Source organism: uncultured Dialister sp. (genome assembly GCF_900541605.1).
GTDB lineage: Bacteria > Bacillota > Negativicutes > Veillonellales > Dialisteraceae > Dialister.
The window spans coordinates 1-17,713 of record NZ_UQKJ01000031.1 but is presented as its reverse complement, the minus strand read 5'-3'; the positions used below and the strand labels follow the sequence as shown (position 1 = coordinate 17,713).

17 protein-coding genes are annotated in these 17,713 nt (G+C 48.6%); 13 read left to right on the top strand and 4 right to left on the bottom strand.

Annotated features, from left to right (window positions below):
- Nucleotides 1–237 precede the first annotated feature (237 nt).
- Entirely contained in the window at nt 238–591 is a 354-nt protein-coding gene (gene tnpB, locus QZR21_RS03705; protein WP_296096790.1) for an IS66 family insertion sequence element accessory protein TnpB, read from the bottom strand.
- A gap of 196 nt (nt 592–787) precedes the next feature.
- Here tnpB and QZR21_RS03700 point away from each other — a divergent pair, with 196 nt between their 5' ends.
- A complete protein-coding gene (locus tag QZR21_RS03700) occupies nt 788–1,435 on the top strand; it encodes an amino acid ABC transporter permease (RefSeq protein ID WP_296096788.1) in 648 nt (215 codons plus the stop codon).
- Nucleotides 1,436–1,447: 12 nt separating this feature from the next.
- Nucleotides 1,448–2,209, top strand: coding sequence for an amino acid ABC transporter ATP-binding protein (locus tag QZR21_RS03695; RefSeq protein WP_296973826.1), 762 nt, complete (start codon nt 1,448–1,450; stop codon nt 2,207–2,209).
- A gap of 81 nt (nt 2,210–2,290) precedes the next feature.
- Here the strand turns inward: QZR21_RS03695 and QZR21_RS03690 are convergent, their stop codons facing one another.
- Nucleotides 2,291–2,854: a chromate transporter gene (locus tag QZR21_RS03690; RefSeq protein WP_296096782.1), complete on the bottom strand. Its 564-nt coding sequence runs from the start codon at nt 2,852–2,854 to the stop codon at nt 2,291–2,293.
- Nucleotides 2,851–3,402 carry a chromate transporter gene (locus QZR21_RS03685; RefSeq protein WP_296096779.1) on the bottom strand — a complete coding sequence of 184 codons (552 nt, stop codon included), beginning with the start codon at nt 3,400–3,402 and terminating at the stop codon, nt 2,851–2,853. Before QZR21_RS03685 ends, QZR21_RS03690 begins: the two co-directional genes overlap by 4 nt.
- A gap of 344 nt (nt 3,403–3,746) precedes the next feature.
- Here QZR21_RS03685 and QZR21_RS03680 point away from each other — a divergent pair, with 344 nt between their 5' ends.
- The 11 genes from QZR21_RS03680 (at nt 3,747) to QZR21_RS03630 (ending at nt 16,744) form a co-directional block, all read left to right on the top strand.
- Nucleotides 3,747–4,625 carry a LysR family transcriptional regulator gene (locus tag QZR21_RS03680; RefSeq protein ID WP_296096777.1) on the top strand — a complete coding sequence of 293 codons (879 nt, stop codon included), beginning with the start codon at nt 3,747–3,749 and terminating at the stop codon, nt 4,623–4,625.
- Nucleotides 4,626–4,793: 168 nt separating this feature from the next.
- Nucleotides 4,794–6,275, top strand: coding sequence for a trigger factor (gene tig / locus QZR21_RS03675; protein ID WP_296973824.1), 1,482 nt, complete (start codon nt 4,794–4,796; stop codon nt 6,273–6,275).
- 176 nt (nt 6,276–6,451) lie between these two features.
- Nucleotides 6,452–7,057: an ATP-dependent Clp endopeptidase proteolytic subunit ClpP gene (gene clpP, locus QZR21_RS03670; protein ID WP_296096771.1), complete on the top strand. Its 606-nt coding sequence runs from the start codon at nt 6,452–6,454 to the stop codon at nt 7,055–7,057.
- Between the two features lie 12 nt (nt 7,058–7,069).
- The gene (gene clpX, locus QZR21_RS03665) at nt 7,070–8,311 is read left to right on the top strand and encodes an ATP-dependent Clp protease ATP-binding subunit ClpX (protein ID WP_296096769.1); all 1,242 of its coding nucleotides are present in this window, start codon (nt 7,070–7,072) and stop codon (nt 8,309–8,311) included.
- Between the two features lie 185 nt (nt 8,312–8,496).
- The gene (lon, locus tag QZR21_RS03660; RefSeq protein WP_296973820.1) at nt 8,497–10,812 is read left to right on the top strand and encodes an endopeptidase La; all 2,316 of its coding nucleotides are present in this window, start codon (nt 8,497–8,499) and stop codon (nt 10,810–10,812) included.
- A gap of 99 nt (nt 10,813–10,911) precedes the next feature.
- On the top strand, nt 10,912–11,553 hold the full coding sequence (gene yihA / locus QZR21_RS03655) for a ribosome biogenesis GTP-binding protein YihA/YsxC (protein ID WP_296096763.1): 642 nt from the start codon (nt 10,912–10,914) through the stop codon (nt 11,551–11,553).
- Nucleotides 11,546–12,043, top strand: a complete 498-nt coding sequence (locus QZR21_RS03650) for a hypothetical protein (RefSeq protein ID WP_296973817.1) — start codon at nt 11,546–11,548, stop codon at nt 12,041–12,043. The genes yihA and QZR21_RS03650 overlap by 8 nt, the downstream gene beginning before the upstream one ends.
- A gap of 308 nt (nt 12,044–12,351) precedes the next feature.
- Entirely contained in the window at nt 12,352–13,602 is a 1,251-nt protein-coding gene (locus QZR21_RS03645; RefSeq protein WP_296096756.1) for an aminotransferase class I/II-fold pyridoxal phosphate-dependent enzyme, read from the top strand.
- 86 nt (nt 13,603–13,688) lie between these two features.
- Nucleotides 13,689–14,579: a hypothetical protein gene (locus QZR21_RS03640; protein WP_296973812.1), complete on the top strand. Its 891-nt coding sequence runs from the start codon at nt 13,689–13,691 to the stop codon at nt 14,577–14,579.
- A gap of 55 nt (nt 14,580–14,634) precedes the next feature.
- The gene (locus QZR21_RS03635) at nt 14,635–15,114 is read left to right on the top strand and encodes a Na+/H+ antiporter NhaC family protein (protein WP_296096751.1); all 480 of its coding nucleotides are present in this window, start codon (nt 14,635–14,637) and stop codon (nt 15,112–15,114) included.
- Between the two features lie 100 nt (nt 15,115–15,214).
- Nucleotides 15,215–16,744, top strand: a complete 1,530-nt coding sequence (locus tag QZR21_RS03630) for a sodium:alanine symporter family protein (RefSeq protein ID WP_296096748.1) — start codon at nt 15,215–15,217, stop codon at nt 16,742–16,744.
- A gap of 96 nt (nt 16,745–16,840) precedes the next feature.
- On the opposite strand, the gene QZR21_RS03625 is transcribed toward QZR21_RS03630, so the two are convergent.
- Nucleotides 16,841–17,491, bottom strand: a complete 651-nt coding sequence (locus QZR21_RS03625; RefSeq protein ID WP_296096746.1) for a DUF4405 domain-containing protein — start codon at nt 17,489–17,491, stop codon at nt 16,841–16,843.
- Nucleotides 17,492–17,713 lie beyond the last annotated feature (222 nt).

The following is a 17,713-nucleotide window of genomic DNA, read 5'->3' as shown; positions in this document are numbered from 1 at the left end:
GCTGTGAATAATTAGCGCTTGTAAAAAGCCCATTTAATCAGCGTTTCCCTAGCTAATAAAGCCGCTTTTTCTTTTTCCAGCTTTGTAATTTTATCCAATAATTCCTGTTCACGGCGATCTGTCATGGGTTCACTCTATTCATAAAAACGACCGAAATTTCATACGTTTATTATACCATAAAACATCCGAAAAAGCTCGATAAAATCTAGCTTTCTCGGCTGTTTTACAATGCAAATTTCATATGCTGCAGCGAGGGCAAATAACCTTAACTGCCCTTGGTTGGACAATGGCAAGACCTTCCATGAGCCAGCGGTACTGCTGTGGGGAAAGCTCGATCAGAGAAGCAGTTTCCCTGGGCCATTGAAAGCTACCGCTTTCAATCCGCTTGTAAAGGAGAACGAATCCGTCCCCCTGCCAGAGAAGTCCCTTAATCCTGTCACGCCTTCTTCCACAGAACAGGAACAGTGAAGGGACAAAAGGATTAAGATCATACTGCTGCGAAACTGCAGCAGATAATCCATCGATGGACTTTCGCATGTCCGTATATCCACCGGCCAGGTAGATCCGATCGGCAGTTAATTGAATTTCCATGAGTGATACCTCCAGTCGTTGAACTTGTAAGTATTATCTCATGCCATTGTCCCAGGTAAAATCCATCATTTTATTTTGCGCTTACAAAATTCTGTTTCTCTATCTTGTTAAATGATTGAAGTCAGTGTATGATATTCATACGTGCATAAAGAAAGTGCACTTCCAGCACTTTCCGGATTTTTGTAAGGAGTCACTGATGGATTATATTCTTCACATTCTGCCGAATATGTTTTCCGGTCTTGGCGTATCGGCAAAGATTTTTATTTTGACGTTTGTACTGGCTTTGCCCATAGGCATCCTGCTGGCCATGGTCCGTATTTCCCATGTGGCTGTATTCCGTAAACTGGCAGCCATGTACATCTATGTCATGCGGGGGACACCGCTCATGCTGCAGATCATGTTTATTTACTACGGACTGCCTCTCATGCTTCATGTACAGGTCAGCGATTTCCCGGCAGCAATTATTGCCTTTGTCGCTAACTATGCAGCTTATTTTGCTGAAATTTTCAGGGGCGGCATCCAGTCCATCAGCAAAGGGCAGTATGAAGGAGCCAAGGTTTTTGGCTTTTCCTATCGTCAGACCATGTGGCATATCATCCTTCCCCAGGTGGTGAAACGGGTCATCCCGCCGCTGGGCAATGAAACCATTACCCTTCTGAAGGATACTTCCCTGGTATACATCCTCGCTATGAATGACCTCATGCGTGTTACCCGCGCTTTTGTGCAGAGGGATTTCGACACCACCCCATTTCTGGTAGCTGCTGTATTCTACCTCGTCTGCACGGCTATACTGACGAAGATTCTGGCATACGTGGAAAAACGGTATGCCGTTTATGAAGAATAATGAGGTGGCTGCATGAGTTTTATTGAAATGAAAGATATCCGTAAGGATTTTGGGAAATTGACCATTCTTCATGGTGTAAATATGAATCTGGAAAAGGGGGAGGTTCTTTCTATTATCGGCCCTTCCGGTGCCGGAAAAAGTACCCTCCTCCGCTGCCTGATTCATCTGGAAACTATCCAGGGCGGGTCTATCCGGGTAGATGGGGATACACTGGCGGAAGAGAAAAATGGAACCGTAGTCTATGCAGATGAAAAGAAACAGAAGGAAATCCTTGGAAAAATGGGCATGGTGTTCCAGTCATTCAATCTGTTTCCCCATATGACCGTGATTGATAATGTCATGGCGGCGCCCATCTATGTGAAAGGTATGAAGAAAGAGGAAATCCTTCCGGTGGCAGAAGACCTTCTGAATAAAGTGGGACTTCTGAATAAGAAAGACGTTTATCCGGGCAGCCTTTCCGGCGACCAAAAGCAGCGGGTGGCAATTGCCCGGGCTTTGGCTATGAATCCGGAGATCATGCTGTTCGATGAACCTACATCGGCACTGGATCCGGAGCTCACCTGTGAAGTACTGAAGACCATCCAGCAGCTGGCCGATGAAAATATGACCATGGCTATCGTTACCCATGAAATGGCATTTGCTAAATCCGTTTCTGACCGGGTGCTCTTTATGGTAGATGGCAGGGTGGAAGAAGAAGGAACCGGCGAGGAAGTCTTTAACCATCCGCAGAATGAACGAACGAAGGCATTTCTGAAGTCCATCCTCCGGGCATAAAAAAAGAAAGCCATAAAAAAACTGCGCAGCTGCGCAGTTTTTTTATGGGAAATATTCGTTTCCGGAACCGGTACGAAGGGGTTACAGTCCCAATACCACTCCGGCTATGGCAGAGATGGCAATATAGATGACCGGGTGCCAGCGGAATTTCACGAGCCCCAGATAAATGATTACGGCAAGGATGAGAGAGGGCCAGCGGATGAGGCTCATGAAAGAACCGGTAGAAGAAAAGAGGGGAAGATTCAGGAGAGAAATTTTGGCGACTCCCAGGCCGGCGGCTGCAATGAGGGCCGTAGAGGCAGGGCGGAGACCGTAGAAGATGCGGGTCATGGTGTCGGATTCTTTAAACTTTTTAAGAACGGCATACACCATGCTGATGACGATGAGGGCGGGGGCTGTGAGGGAAAGGGTGGTATAAATACCGCCTGGAATTCCCAAAGCCTGGAAGCCGGCGTAAGTAGCCATGTTGACGCCTAAAGGGCCGGGGGTGGATTCAGAAATGGCAATCATATTAGCGATATCTTCAGCTGTAAACCAGCCGGTACGCTGGGAAATATCATATAAGAAGGGAAGGGTGGACAGACCGCCGCCTACGGCGAAAAGACCGGCTTTGAAGAATTCCCAGAACATCTGAAGCCATATCATTTGGCAGCACCTTCTTTCTTATCGGAAGGTTTCAGGAAGAAACCCACTACGCCGGCAAGTACTACGGAGAACACCGGAGAAACCGGGGCAAAGAGGGCAACGGCCAGTATGAGCAGGAATATAGCGAGGGTTCTCTTATCCCGTACTGATTTTTTCCCTAATTTAATGACTGCATCGAGAATCAGAATGCATACGCAGGCACGGATGCCGGTGAATGCATGGGCCACATAGGGATTTTCTTCAAACTGGGTGAAGAACATGGCAATCACGGTGATGATGATCATGGAAGGGGTAATGACACCGATGGTAGCGAAGAGACCGCCCCAGAATCCTTTTAATTTGAGGCCTATAAAAGTTGCCACATTGACGGCAATCATGCCGGGTGTTACCTGACCTAGGGCGTAATAGTCCATGAGTTCTTCATCCGTGGCCCAGTGATGGTTGTCTACCACTTCCCGCTGGAGGATAGGCAGCATGGCATAGCCGCCGCCAAAGGTAACGGCTCCCATCTTTGCAAAAATAAGAAATAGCTGGATTAATATTTTCATCGTTCTTACCTCCGGAAAATGGCTTGACAGGAATTCGGACTATTTCAGTTTGTCGAGCTGGCGTGTTCGGCGCTGTCGGGCTTTCCTGGAAGCTAGAGGCTAGCAGCTAGAAGCCCCGCACGAATGACTCTATCCCTCAGCGGTGCCCAATAGCTCGATAAACCGCAATTGGCAGTGATTCATCGCCGCTGCCATAAAAAACATACACAAAGTCCAATAGTGTTATCCTTAAAGGCTGTTTTACAATCAAATATTGCACTCTTTAATGAATACATGTATCATAGCAGGTGAATAGCCATATTAAAAATATTTATTTCCTAAAAAAGCATATGGAGAAGATATGAATGGACTTGAGGCAGCTGAAATATTTTAAGACCATTATTGAGGAAGGTACCATTACCGGGGCAGCCAGAAAACTTCACATATCCCAACCGCCCCTTTCCAGTCAGATGCATCTTCTGGAAAAGGAACTGGGCACGTCCCTCTTTAAAAGAGGGGCCCGCCAGGTGACGCCTACCGAGGCCGGCAGCCGCCTCTACCGGTATGCCCTGGAAATGCTGGATCTGGAGATGGCGGCCAGGGAAGAAATCAGTATATTAAAGACGGGACACCAGGGGGTGCTCCGCCTGGGACTGGTATCATCCGGAGGTCATTGGAAACTGTATAAGCTTCTTAAGCAGTATGAAAATCGATACCCCCATATACAGATCAAGGTCATAGAAGGAAACAGCTATGAGCTGCTGGAAAAACTGAGAAAAGGAAAGATTGATATTTCCCTGCTCCGATCTCCTTTTTCCACCTATGGGCTGGAAATGGTGGTGCTGGACAGGTCTCCCATGGGTATCGGTTCTCTTGCTCCATGGAAGGGGGAATATTTCCTGAATGATTTGGGGGACAGTCCCCTTATCCTGTACAGGCGATGGGAAAAAATCATTCTGGGAGAATGTGAGAAGGAAAAATTCCGGCCCAATGTATACTGCGTGGCCGATGATGCGAGAACATGCAGAGAGTGGGCGGAAGCAGGACTGGGGCTGGCATTGGCGCCGGCATCGGTGTTTCAGGAAAGCAGCAGTCTTTCTGTGGGAGTACTGAAAGAAGAAGCGCTTTCATCCACCCTGTGCCTTGCCCGTAGAAAGGGGAATGGGGAATCCCGGAGCGGAAGTCTCCTCTTCCAAATGGCTCTCGAAATGGAAGATAGGACTCTGAGCTCTAAATCGCTGTAAAGTCCGGCAACCCTTTCCACAATCGGCAGTTTGATAATTATTGTTATGGAAATATTTGTTTTTTAAGGCCCTTTATGCTAAAATATAACTTGCGATTTATCGTGCACTGTAGGACCCTGAAAAAGGTATCAATTTGTCGGTTAGCCGACTTAAGGAGGAATATTTTTTATGAACGTAAAAGTTGAGGCACTGGATCAGCACAAGGTTTCTGTGAGTATTGAATTGCCGGCTGAAGTTATACAGAAGGGATTCAAGAGAGCTGTATCCCGCATTGCGAACCAGGTAAGAATTCCCGGTTTCCGTAAGGGCAAGGCAAATCGTAAAATCCTGGAAATGCATTTCGGCAAGGCCGCTGTAGAAGCGGAAGCCAAGGACATTGTGATCAATGAATCCCTGCAGCAGGCTCTTTCCCAGGAGAAGCTGATTCCTGTAACCACACCAGATGTGAAGGAAGGTAAGTTCTCCGAAACCGATGGCGCTGATTTCACTGCTTCCTTTGTAAAACGTCCGGAAGTAGAACTGGGTGAATATAAAGGTCTGGAAGCCAAGAGAGAAAACCCGGAAATCACCGATGACCAGGTTCTGGACCAGCTCAAAGCAGCAGCTGAACAGAATGCAAGACTGGAAAAAGCAGAAGATGGTGCAGAACTGAAGAAAGGCGACTTTGCTATCATCGACTTTAAAGGAACCGTTGACGGCAAACCCTTTGAAGGCGGCGAAGGAAAGACTTATCCGCTGGAAATCGGTTCCCAGAGCTTTATCCCGGGCTTCGAAGAACAGCTGGAAGGACATAAAGCCGGCGATGATGTGGTTGTGAAAGTCACATTCCCGGAAAACTACTTCGTAGATGCCCTGAAAGGTAAAGAAGCAGAATTCACCGTTCATATCAGTGATGTAAAACGTAAACAGCTCCCGGCTCTTGATGATACATTTGCAAAATCCATCAGCCAGTTTGAAACCATGGATGACCTGAAGGCCGCTGTTAAACAGCAGATGCAGCTTTCCGCTATCCAGCAGGCAGAAGAAGCTTATCATGAAGCTCTTGTCAACCAGGCTATAGCTAACGCCAAAGTAGATATTCCTAAGGAAATGGTTGAACAGCGCATCGATGAAATCGTAGATGAAATCAAGCTGAACATGGAATCCAGAAATTCCACTATGGAAGATTATCTGAAGAGCATCGGCAAGACCATGGATGATTTCCGCAAGGACTATGAAAAGACTGCTGAAGAACAGGTTCGCCAGGGCCTGGTTCTTGAAACCATTGCCGACAAGGAAGGTCTGGAAGTCACCAACGAAGACCTGTCCATGGAAATCTACAGCATGGCTCACCAGTTTAATGCTGACCCCAACGATGTAATGAAAATCATCAGGGATGAAAACCGCGTAGGCGTGCTCGTGAACTCCGTACTCCGCAAGAAGGCTGCTGCTTTCATCTATGGCGCTGCCAAGAAAGCGGAAGCAGACAAAAAGGAAACGGAAGCTGCTGCAGAAGCTCCGAAGGCTGCAGAAGCTCCGAAATCCGATGATTATGAATCCATGACAGTGAAGGACCTCAAGGCATATGCTGCAGAAAAAGGTATTGCCCTGGAATCCAAAGCCAAGAAAGCTGAAATCATCGAGACTATCCGTAAAGCAGAAGCAAAATAACCTGCTTTTCGGGCATATAATCCATTTGAATGCAGCATCAGGCATCTGATGATGTGGTTAAAAGAGACGCGGGGACAACCGGCGTCTCTTTCGCCCCTATACTGTATTTCCATTTATCCCTTTTTCCGCTGTCATGCGGGAAAAGAGTGTACCCGTAAAGAAAGGGTGTTACACATATGGCATATGTACCGATTGTAGTTGAACAGACAGCACAGGGAGAACGGTCTTATGACATTTACTCCCGCCTCCTGAAGGACCGCATTATTTTCCTGGACGGACAGATTGAAGACCACATGGCCAATGTCATTATCGCCCAGCTCCTGTTTCTGGAAGCCGAAGACCCTTCCAAGGATATCCATCTTTACATCAACAGCCCTGGTGGTGTTGTTACAGCAGGCCTCGCTATTTATGACACCATGCAGTATATCCGCCCCGATGTTTCTACCATCTGCATCGGATCCTGCGCCAGCATGGCAGCTGTGCTCCTGACGGCCGGTGCTGCCGGCAAGCGGTATGCGCTGCCCCATTCAAATATCATGATTCACCAGCCTCTGGGCGGTGTACAGGGACAGGCTACGGAAATTGAAATTCATGCTCGAGAAATTCTCCGCCTCCGCAGTGAATTGAATGGCATCCTGTCCAAACACAGCGGACAGCCGCTGGAAACTATCCAGAAGGATACGGAACGGGATAATTTCATGACTGCGGAGATGGCAAAAAATTACGGGCTTATCGATAAAATTCTGACCCGCAATGATCTGCATAAGTTAGCTGCCAAATAAAGGAGGTTCCCATTGGATAGAAAAACGGAAGGAACTCCGGTCTGCAGTTTCTGCGGCCGCTCCGGGGATGAAGTGGAAAAACTGATTGCCGGCCCGGGAGTCTATATCTGCAACGAATGTATTGAGGTATGCTCCAATATCCTCCGGGAGGAACTGAAGGCAGACAAGAAGAAGGCACTCCCCAGATTCAAGCTGCCAACACCGGAAAAAATCAAAAAATACATGGACCAGTATGTCATCGAACAGGATGATGCCAAGATGGCACTGGCTGTTGCCGTGTATAACCATTACAAACGGATTGAACACGAAGGGGAAGACGATGGTGTGGAACTGCAGAAGTCCAATATCATCATGCTTGGACCTACAGGCAGTGGCAAGACACTTCTCGCCCAGACCCTGGCCCGTTTTCTGGATGTTCCCTTTGCCATTTCTGATGCCACTACGCTGACAGAGGCTGGCTATGTAGGGGAAGATGTGGAGAACATTCTTCTTCGCCTTATCCAGGCAGCGGACTATGATATTGACAAGGCGGAACGGGGCATTGTCTATATCGATGAAATCGATAAGATTGCCAGAAAGTCCGAAAATCCATCCATCACACGGGATGTATCCGGCGAAGGTGTACAGCAGGCCCTCCTGAAAATTCTTGAAGGCACAGTGGCCAGCGTACCGCCACAGGGTGGGCGGAAGCATCCGAACCAGGAAATGATCCAGATTGATACGACCAATATCCTCTTTATCTGCGGTGGCGCCTTTGCAGGCATTGATAAAGTCATTGACCGCCGTCTCACAAAGAGTGTCATGGGATTTGGTGCTGATATCGAAAAGAAAGACGAAAAAGATATGGAGGAACTGCTGCAGCAGGTGCAGCCTGAAGATCTGCTGAAGTATGGGCTGATTCCTGAATTTATCGGTCGTCTTCCTGTGATTGTTCCTCTTCATCCGCTCAATGAAGAGGCACTGGTAAAAATCCTCACAGAACCGAAGAATGCACTGGTAAAGCAGTATCAGAAACTGCTGGCCATGGATCATGTGGATCTGGAATTTGATGATAAGGCCATTCATGCCATTGCCAGACAGGCCATTGAGCGGAATACCGGCGCCAGAGGGCTTCGTGCCATCATTGAGAAAATCATGCAGAAAGTGATGTATGAAATCCCAAGCATGAAAGATGTGACGAAGTGCACCGTTACAGAAGATGTGGTGCTTCACCATTCCGACCCCATCCTGACCCGGTCCGGAAAGAAAGAATAACAGCATTTCTGCGGATAGCAGAGTGAAAAAGAAAGGGACTGTAAAAGATGCTTTTATCTTTTTACAGCTCCTTTTTCTTTCATTGAAAAGAGCGGATTCCTGCTCCTTTTGGTAATGCTTTGTAAAAAATCTATTAAATTTATACTCTTCCATGTGATACAATATATGGTATGGAGGAATCATATATGACTGAAATTGTGAAAAAGAACAGTACCCTCACACTGCCGCTGGTGGCGCTGAGGGATATAGTGATTTACCCTCGAATGACGGTAAATCTTGATATAGGCCGTAAAGATTCTATTGCTGCCGTGCGGTTTGCAAGCAAAGGAGACCAGTATGTTGTGACGGCCATGCAGAAAGATACGGCTATCGGAAATCCGGAAGTCGATGATCTCTATCGCGTAGGAACTGTAGTTAAGATTAACCAGATGCTCCAGCTTCCGGGAGGACTTATCCGTATCCTGGCGGAAGGAGTATCCCGAGTGAATATTTTTTCCATTACTGCAACGGACCATGGGTTTTCGGCAGAAGTGGATGACCTGAAAGAAACACCGGTGGCCGATGAGATCAAGGCGGAAGCCTACCGGCGGACCATACTCAAGAGCTTCTTTGAATGGCTCCGGAATACCAAACAGGGGTTTCCTGATGACCAGATGAAACAGCTGAAACTGATTACGGATCCCGGTAAGACGGCAGATTTTATCTCTGCCCAGCTACTGATTACACCCAAACGGCGACAGGACCTGCTGGAAGAGACGGATATCATGACCCGTCTGCAGATGGTACAGCGGCTGCTGGACCAGGAAATCCGGATTGGCCGGTTGGAAGCGGAAATCAATGGGGATGTCCGGGCTAAAATGGATAAGGAACAGCAGGACTACTATCTGCGCCAGAAAATTAAAAGTATTCATGACCGTCTTGGCGATACGGTGAGCCAGGAAAAAGAAGCGGACGAATACAGGAAAAAACTCCAGAATACGGCGATTCCAAAAGAATATAAGGATAAACTGGAGAAGGAAATCAACCATCTGGCAGCCATGCCTCCCATGATGGCGGAGACTGCAGTGGCCCGGAATTACCTGGACTGGATCTTCAGCCTTCCCTGGAGTAAGGAAAGCCATGATAAACTGGACCTGAAACAGGCGAAGAAGGTACTGGACCATGACCATTATGGATTGGAAAAGATCAAGGAACGGATCCTTGAATACCTGGCGGTCCGGGTACTGGCGCCGGATGCCAAAGCGCCTATTATCTGCTTTGTAGGGCCTCCAGGTGTGGGCAAGACTTCCCTTGCCCAGTCCATTGCCAATGCGATGGGCAGAAAATTTGCCAGAATTTCCCTGGGGGGAATCCATGATGAGGCGGAAATCCGGGGTCACCGCCGTACCTATATCGGGGCCATGCCCGGCCGTTTCATCGAAGCTATCGGACAGGCGGGAACAAAGAATCCACTGATTCTCCTGGATGAAATCGATAAGGTAGGAGCCGATTTCCGCGGTGATCCAGCGTCTGCCCTGCTGGAAGCCCTGGATCCGAAACAGAATAAGGCGTTCCATGATAACTACATCGATATTCCCTTCGACCTTTCAAAGGTATTTTTCCTGGCCACCGCAAATACAGTATCCACCATTTCGCCGGCCCTTCTGGACCGCATGGAACTCATAGAGCTCACGGGGTACACGGAAGAGGAAAAACTGAAAATTGCCAAGCAGTACCTTATTCCCCTGCAACGGGCGAGAAATGGGTTGAAACCGGGGGACATCCATTTTACGGATCTCATGATTCGTAAGATTATCGAAGGATATACCCGGGAGGCGGGGGTCCGTGAACTGGAACGGACCATCGGTGCCCTGTGCCGGAAGGTTGGCAAGAAAATCGTCATGGATGATGAGTCCCTGCCGGCCCTTTCTGCAAAGACACTGGAAAAGTATCTGGGACCGGTGAAATTCATGCCCATGGCGGAAGAACATCCGGATGCCGTAGGTCGGGTAAACGGTCTGGCCTGGACCATGGCCGGTGGCGAAGTCCTGGATACGGAAGCAGTTACCATTAAGGGCAAGGGGCATCTTATCCTGACCGGCCAGTTGGGAGATGTGATGAAGGAATCAGCAGAAACCGCCTACACCTGCATTCGGAACCGGGCAAAGGAACTGGGACTTAAGGATGATTTCTATGAATCCCTGGACACCCATATTCATTTCCCCGAAGGCGCTGTTCCCAAAGATGGACCATCTGCCGGGGTTACTATGGCCACGGCCATGGCTTCGGCCTATACCGGAAGGAAGGTCAGAGGCGATACAGCTATGACCGGAGAAGTCCTTCCCATTGGCGGTGTCAAGGAAAAGGTGCTGGCTGCCAACCGCCTGGGCATCAAGCAGATTCTCCTGCCGGAAAAGAATAAACGGGATCTGGAGGAACTGCCGGAATCGGTAAAGAACAAACTGCATTTTGTATATGTAAAGAATGTGGATGATGTGCTGGCCCATGCTCTGGTGAAGTAAAGAATGGGTCTGCAGGGCCGGTGACAGGATCTGTACCGGTTCCTATGTGCCGGAAATAGGGGGATTCCCCGTTTTCTGATTGCCAAAGGAGGTATCCCTGTGGCAGAAATAAAAAAAATGGATGAATTTCATATATTTTCTTCCGCCTATTTCAGTGCTGCTGTCAATCGGAACCAGTACGTGAAAGATGGAAAAAAGGAAATTGCTTTTATTGGCCGGTCGAATGTGGGAAAGTCTTCTCTCATCAATTCCCTCTGCGGCCGCCGCAAGCTGGCCTTTGTGAGCCAGGAACCGGGAAAGACGAGGACCATTAACTATTATGCCATCCAGTCAAGACGGATGGCTGAAGGCGGGGAAGAGCGGCAGGACTGGTATCTTGTGGACCTGCCGGGGTATGGGTTTGCCAAGGCCAGCCAGCAGAATAAGGACAGCTGGTCTGACTTCATTGGAGACTACCTGGAAAATTCACCAAGTCTTATGATGATTGGTTTGCTTGTTGATATCCGTCATCCGGGCCTGCCTATTGATATGAAGGCCTATGAATGGCTGCGCCGCATTGCCCCCTGTCTCCAGGTTATTGGGACGAAGGGGGATAAATTGAAGCGGAATGAACTGGCAAAGAACAAGAAACTCCTGGATAAGTTTTTCCCGGGAGACGGGCCGGCCATTGCCTATTCCTCTTTAAATGGGGAAGGCAGGGAAGAACTGCTTCAACTGATTGAGAGAAAGATTTGTGACTGATATGAAAAAGACAGTGTTTCTGACAGCCCTTCTGGCGGCGGCATCGATTACGGGTTTTGCCTATAATGTGTATGCACCGAATTCCTTTGACCCCGTGAGCCCGAAATCCTGGGACTACCGGACCGTCTATGCACTGACGGAAGAAGGAAAGGCTCCTTCTTATACAAAGGACTTCTTCAGCCGCGGGGAAATTACCCGCTATGAACTGGCAGGAATCATTAAGAACATACTGGAAAACCATAATGCAAAAGACCGGGACCACCAGGATCTGATGAAATTAAAGAAGGCCTATGCCCGGGAACTGGAATCTTTGGGCTATCAGGAAAAGAGAGATCTTTCCGGTGGAAAACCGGTAATGGAATTTTCCGGTGATGGCCGCATCCGATATAGTGACGGCAGTGCTGTGGATGGCAGGGTCCGTGTTAATACGACCTGGTATTTGGATAATGATACAACTGTCAGTGCCAGAGGCACAAAGAATGTGAACTGATGCAATCCGTGATGATAGATAACCGATCATCACGGATTTTTGCGTTTGCCTATGGGAAGAATGAAACATCGGATAACCTGGAAAAGGCCAGATACCGTGGCTTGCCCAAAAGGTAAAATAGAAGGGCCTTTTCTTTTCAACTATCTTTTTTTGCATCCATGGATTATAATAAAAACGTCAATTTCATTGGAAAAATGGGCAACGGGGCCTGCAGCACAGCTTTGCTGCGGGCTTTTTGTGTATTTTCCTGTTGAAGAACCGGGATGGAAGTCCTCGGATGTTCTATATTTTGTGAAGGGGGATTATTTATGTTCAGTCTGGCAGCACCTCATGCAAAGGGAAAGAGTGCGGAAGATAATATTTTCGCAGCAAATAACAGGGCCATTGCACTGGCTGAGAAAATCGGCAATGATAAAGTGGTCAATGGCACGGTAGGTTCTATTCTTGATGAAGATGGCAATCTGGTTGTACTGGATGTAGTCAAAAATGCATTTAAAGAACTTACACCTAAGGAAATCTGTGCCTATGCACCGATCCAGGGGTACCGCAAATTCCTGGACGACTGCATCGACCAGTGCTTCGGAGAATCCCGGCCGGAAGGATACATTGATGCCTGCTCCACACCTGGAGGTACTGGCGTACTCCATCATGTCATCCACAATTATTCTGAAGTAGGAGACGAAGTTCTTATTACGGACTGGCACTGGGGAGCCTACGACAGCCTCATTGATGATAATAACCGGAAAGTCAGAAGTTTTTCGTTCCTTACGGAAGATGGCCATTTCAATACACCTGCCTTCAGGGATGCGGTGAATGATATCCTTTCGAAGCAGGATAATATTGTTATCATCCTGAATGGTATTGCCAATAATCCCACAGGCTACTGCATGACTGTGGATGAATGGCAGGCAGCGGTAGACGTGTTGAAAGAAGCTACGGCAAAGGGCAATAAAAATGCCATTCTTGTTCCCGATGTGGCCTATCTTGATTACAGCGGAGAAAAGCAGGAATGCCGCAAATTCTTTAAAGTATTTGGCGGGCTCCCGAAGAATATTCTTGTAGTCTGCGCTTATACACTGTCTAAAGGGTTTACCATGTATGGCCAGCGTATGGGTGCTATGATCGGTATTACATCCGATAAGGACGTTATCAGGGAATTCGTGGACATCAACCAGTACAGCAGCCGTGCTACCTGGTCCAACTGCAACAGCGCGGCCCAGAATGCCATGATCCATATCTGCGATGATCCGGAAAAGATTAAAGAGCTGGATGCAGACAGGGCCCGGTATTTCAAACTTATCCAGGAACGGGCTGCTATCTTCATGAAGGAAGCAAAGGAAGAGGGCGTGAAATTTGTCCCCTATATTTCCGGCTTCTTCATTACTATTCCGGTCACAAATTCCCAGGCTGTCTGCGATGATCTGGAAAAACAGAATGTATTCCTGGTGCCTTTGAAGAAAGGAATCCGTCTGGCAGTCTGCTCTGTATCCAAGGCAAAGATGGAAGGCCTGGCCCATAAGCTGGCTCTCGCCATTAAAGCAGCAGGAGCAAAGCAGTAAAAATCTGATCCTCACAGGATGAGGGATGTCGATCTGGAATCGGCACTATTTCCTGAGGAAAAAGCCCCAGGGAGGAAGGCGGTATCTTGGAAATTATCGTTTTATGCCTGTTCTGCCTTCTTCTCCTGGGGACTGTTTTTTTCGGAGGTTCCCTGGTACTGGCGCTCTTTCTGGGGCTTCTCCTTTTCTGGTGCTATGGACTCTGTCGAAAAACGGCGCCGGCTTCTCTCCTCCAGATGACACTCCAAGGTATAATGACAGTTCGAAACATCCTCATTACATTTCTGCTGATCGGTGTGCTTACTGCATTCTGGAGAGCCTGCGGAACTATACCGGCCATCGTAGGAGGGGCATCCAAATGGATTTCATCGTCCCAGGTGGTGGTGCTTACTTTTGTGATGAATGGGGCCGTTTCCTTTCTTCTCGGCAGTTCTTTTGCCACCGCTGCCACCATGGGAGTCATTTCCATGATCATGGCCCAGGGAATGGGGACTTCACCGGCCCTGGCAGGCGGAGCCATACTGGGAGGTATTTATTTCGGAGACCGGTGTTCCTCGGTATCTACCAGTGCCCTTCTGGTGAGTGAACTGACGAAGACCGATATTTATAGGAATATTCATCACATGTTTCGGAGTGCCCTGGTGCCGGTGGCCGGCTCCATCCTGTTTTATCTCTGTCTGGGCAGGGGAGATATGAATTGGCAAAGCCAGGGAGAAATCGTAGATTTTTCGTCTTATTTCTACCTTGGTCTTCCTGTACTTCTTCCGGCTGCGGCGATTCTTGTACTTGGCTTTTTCCATGTGGCGGTGAAGAAGACCATGGGAGCCAGGGAAGCACTGATTAAATCGTTGTCAGATTTCATTCTTGGATTTTTATGCAATGCGAGGAATAGCTCGACGCGAATAGCGAGCTATTTAAGGAGAGCTATGACGAAGCAGTGCATAAAAATTCTTATGAAATCTGACTCTGCGAATTAATCAGCGCTTCCCCAGTATCCTGCTAGCCGGAATCTGTGCACTCTGCTTCCAGCATGTGGGGATTCTTGAACTGCTCCATATGGCGGTATTCGGTTTCCATCCGGCCCATGAAGAACTGAACCGTATTCTTGGAGGAGGAGGGGTGGTATCCATGGTGAAGGTGGCAGCCATTGTCTGTCTCTCTTCTTCCTATGCCGGCATTTTCCAGGGAACCAGCATGTTGGAACGGATTCGGGAAATGGTCAAGCTTTTATCGAAGAAGGTGGGACCCTTTGGGACCCTGGTCCTGGTATCAGCCTCCGCTGTCGTTACAGCCTGCAACCAGACACTGGCTATCATGGTGACCTGGGAATTGGGGAAACCACTCATGGAGGACAGGGAAGAAATGGCTCTGGCCATGGAGGATTCCGTGGTGGTCATGGCGGCATTGGTTCCCTGGTCCATTGCCTGTGCTGTACCGTTAGAATCTGTGGGGGCACCGATGTCTGCCATTCCGGCGGCGGTATACCTGTGGCTGCTTCCCCTGTGGCATTAGGCAATGGCAGTTGTAGGCTACAGATTCACCTGAAGCCCGCGTCTTTTTGCCGGGAGACTGGCACTTATGTAAAATTTGTTGTTAAGAAAGGAAAAGGGTTATGGAAAACTTATTCGCCGCATTGAATGCGGTCTTGAGTTTCGTTACTCCGGTTTCTGACTTTTTCTGGGATTTTCCAAAAATGTTCAGCTTCTGGAAGAATATCCCCATACTGGGATCCTTCTCACTAGCCATTATCGTGCTCGTAGGTTCCGGTATCTATTTCACTTTCCGGCTTGGTTTTGTCCAGGTCCGGCTTTTCAGAGCAGGGGTCCATACGCTTGCCACGAAGAGAAGTATCAAGACCGGCATATCTCCGCTGGCGGCCTTTCTTCTCAGCACCGCCATGCGGGTCGGCCCGGGCAACATGATCGGCGTTACCGGTGCCATTGCTGCCGGCGGTCCGGGGGCCCTTTTCTGGATGTGGATATCTGCATTTTTCGGCATGGCTACAGCTTTCACGGAAGGTACGCTGGCCCAGCTTTTTAAAGAAAAGAGAGGAAATACCTTTGTCGGCGGCCTTCCGTTCTATGCAAGAAAGCTCTGCGGTAATAAGGTGTGGGTTGGTACCATTCTTTCCCTGGTCTATATTATCTATGCCCTCATGTGCCTGCCGGCCCAGGGGTTCAATGTAGTTACATCCATCGGTGCCATTGCGGGACTGGCGGAAAATGTAAAAATTCCGCTGCAGTCGACCTTTACTTATGTGGTATCTGTACTGGTCATTGTACTGGTAGCTTTTATGGCCTTCGGCGGTATCCGACGCGTTTCCCACTGGGCGGACATCCTTGTGCCGGTGATGGCAGTCATTTATGTGGTTACGGCACTTCTCCTTATCCTTTCTAATGTGGGAAGCGTTCCCTGGTTCTTTAAAGCCGTTTTTGAAGGAGCCTTCAAGCCGGAAGCTGTTTTTGGCGGCTTCTTCGGTACGGCCCTTCTCCAGGGCGTAAAGCGGGGCCTTATGTCCAATGAAGCTGGCCAGGGTACCATTACTATGGCCGCCGCTTCTGCAGAAGCTCACCATCCCTGTGAACAGGGAATCATTTCTGCCCTGGGCGTCTTCCTTGATACCCACGTCATCTGTACCATGACCGGTTTTATCATCGTCATGGCCCATGAATGGGCGGCAGATCCGGCGGCTTGGAAGGCAGCCGGTACTTATGCGAAGTTCCTGACATCGGTGAACGGCCTGTCTCCTGAAATGATGCAGGTATTCATCCAGATCATGGTTTCCGTATGCTTCTGCCTTTTTGCCTATACCTGCGTTATTGGATTTGTGTCTTTCTCCGAAATTTCGGCGAATCGCATTTCTTCTTCTAAAGGGTTTATTAACTTCATCCGTGGCCTCTGCATCTTTGTAGCAGCCTTCGGGATTGCCTGCAACATTGCGGGCTACGACCTGTCTAACCTCTGGGCATTCTCTGACTTGGGCAATATCATCATGGTATACTGCAACGTGCCTATGTTGTATCTGGGACTGAAATATGTAAAGAAGGCAGCCAATCATTACAGCAGAGATACAGAAGCATCCTTTGACTCTGAAAAGGTACTGGGTATCAGGACTGATTACTGGGATGGAAAAGAAAAATAATCAGGGCTTTTCCTGCATAAAAAAGACTGTGAAGAATGAATTCATTCAACGCAGTCTTTTTTGTGCAGGAAACAGGGCCATTGGTTTTCAGCCATGCTATCTTCTCTTTCGTGCCAGTTTCTGTACATAGTAAGCCGTGGCTGCGTACAGGGAGATAATAAGCAGGTGGCCGAAGGTAAACGTCCAAAGGGTGACCGGAATACTCCGGGCATTAGGAATGGACTTCAGTAGAAGCCGGCTCCCTACGCTGTAATAGAGGGAAAAGTAAATACCACCGGCTGCAATAGAAAGGAGAAGCACCTTATAGAGAAAGGACCGGAAAGGAATTTTTGAGAGTCCCATACCCCGTTCCATGCGAGGAAGGATGGCATTCCAGTGAAGGCCGAGATGAAATCCGATGGCCGGTACCATGAGATAGCCTGCCACATGATGAATCTGATGTACCAGGCGGGGAGCCGATCCAAAAACGTGGGGCAGGGTGTGAGAAATCAATACTCCAGTTACCATGACTGCCGCGAAAGAACCAAGAAGCAGGATGTCCGCCATAAGAGTCAGCTTCCGGTCCCTGTTCCACCGGCCACGTGGAAGGGACCGATACCACTGCCGGTTAAACCGGGTATGGAGGAGTAAGAGAAGGAAAAAGACAAGTGCCAGACCTTCGTGACCCACATTTCGCACGAGCTGATAATCGAGGAGGACTAGAAAAGACACAAGCATGCCTATGTCCACAATGATACGCTTATTCATGATAAACCTCCTTTAAATTTATACTTTTTTATATTTTATCATATGGAGGGAGAAAACAGGCAGGAATATTTCAGTTTGTCGAGCTGGTGGGGATTGGTGGCTGACGTGTTTGTGTGCAGAGTCACTCGCACGGAGCTGCTAGCTTCTAGCGGCTAGCTGCCAGGAAAGCTGATTTGCCTGCGGCGCTTCCTATAGCTAACCTCCGTCGCCTACGGCGCCACC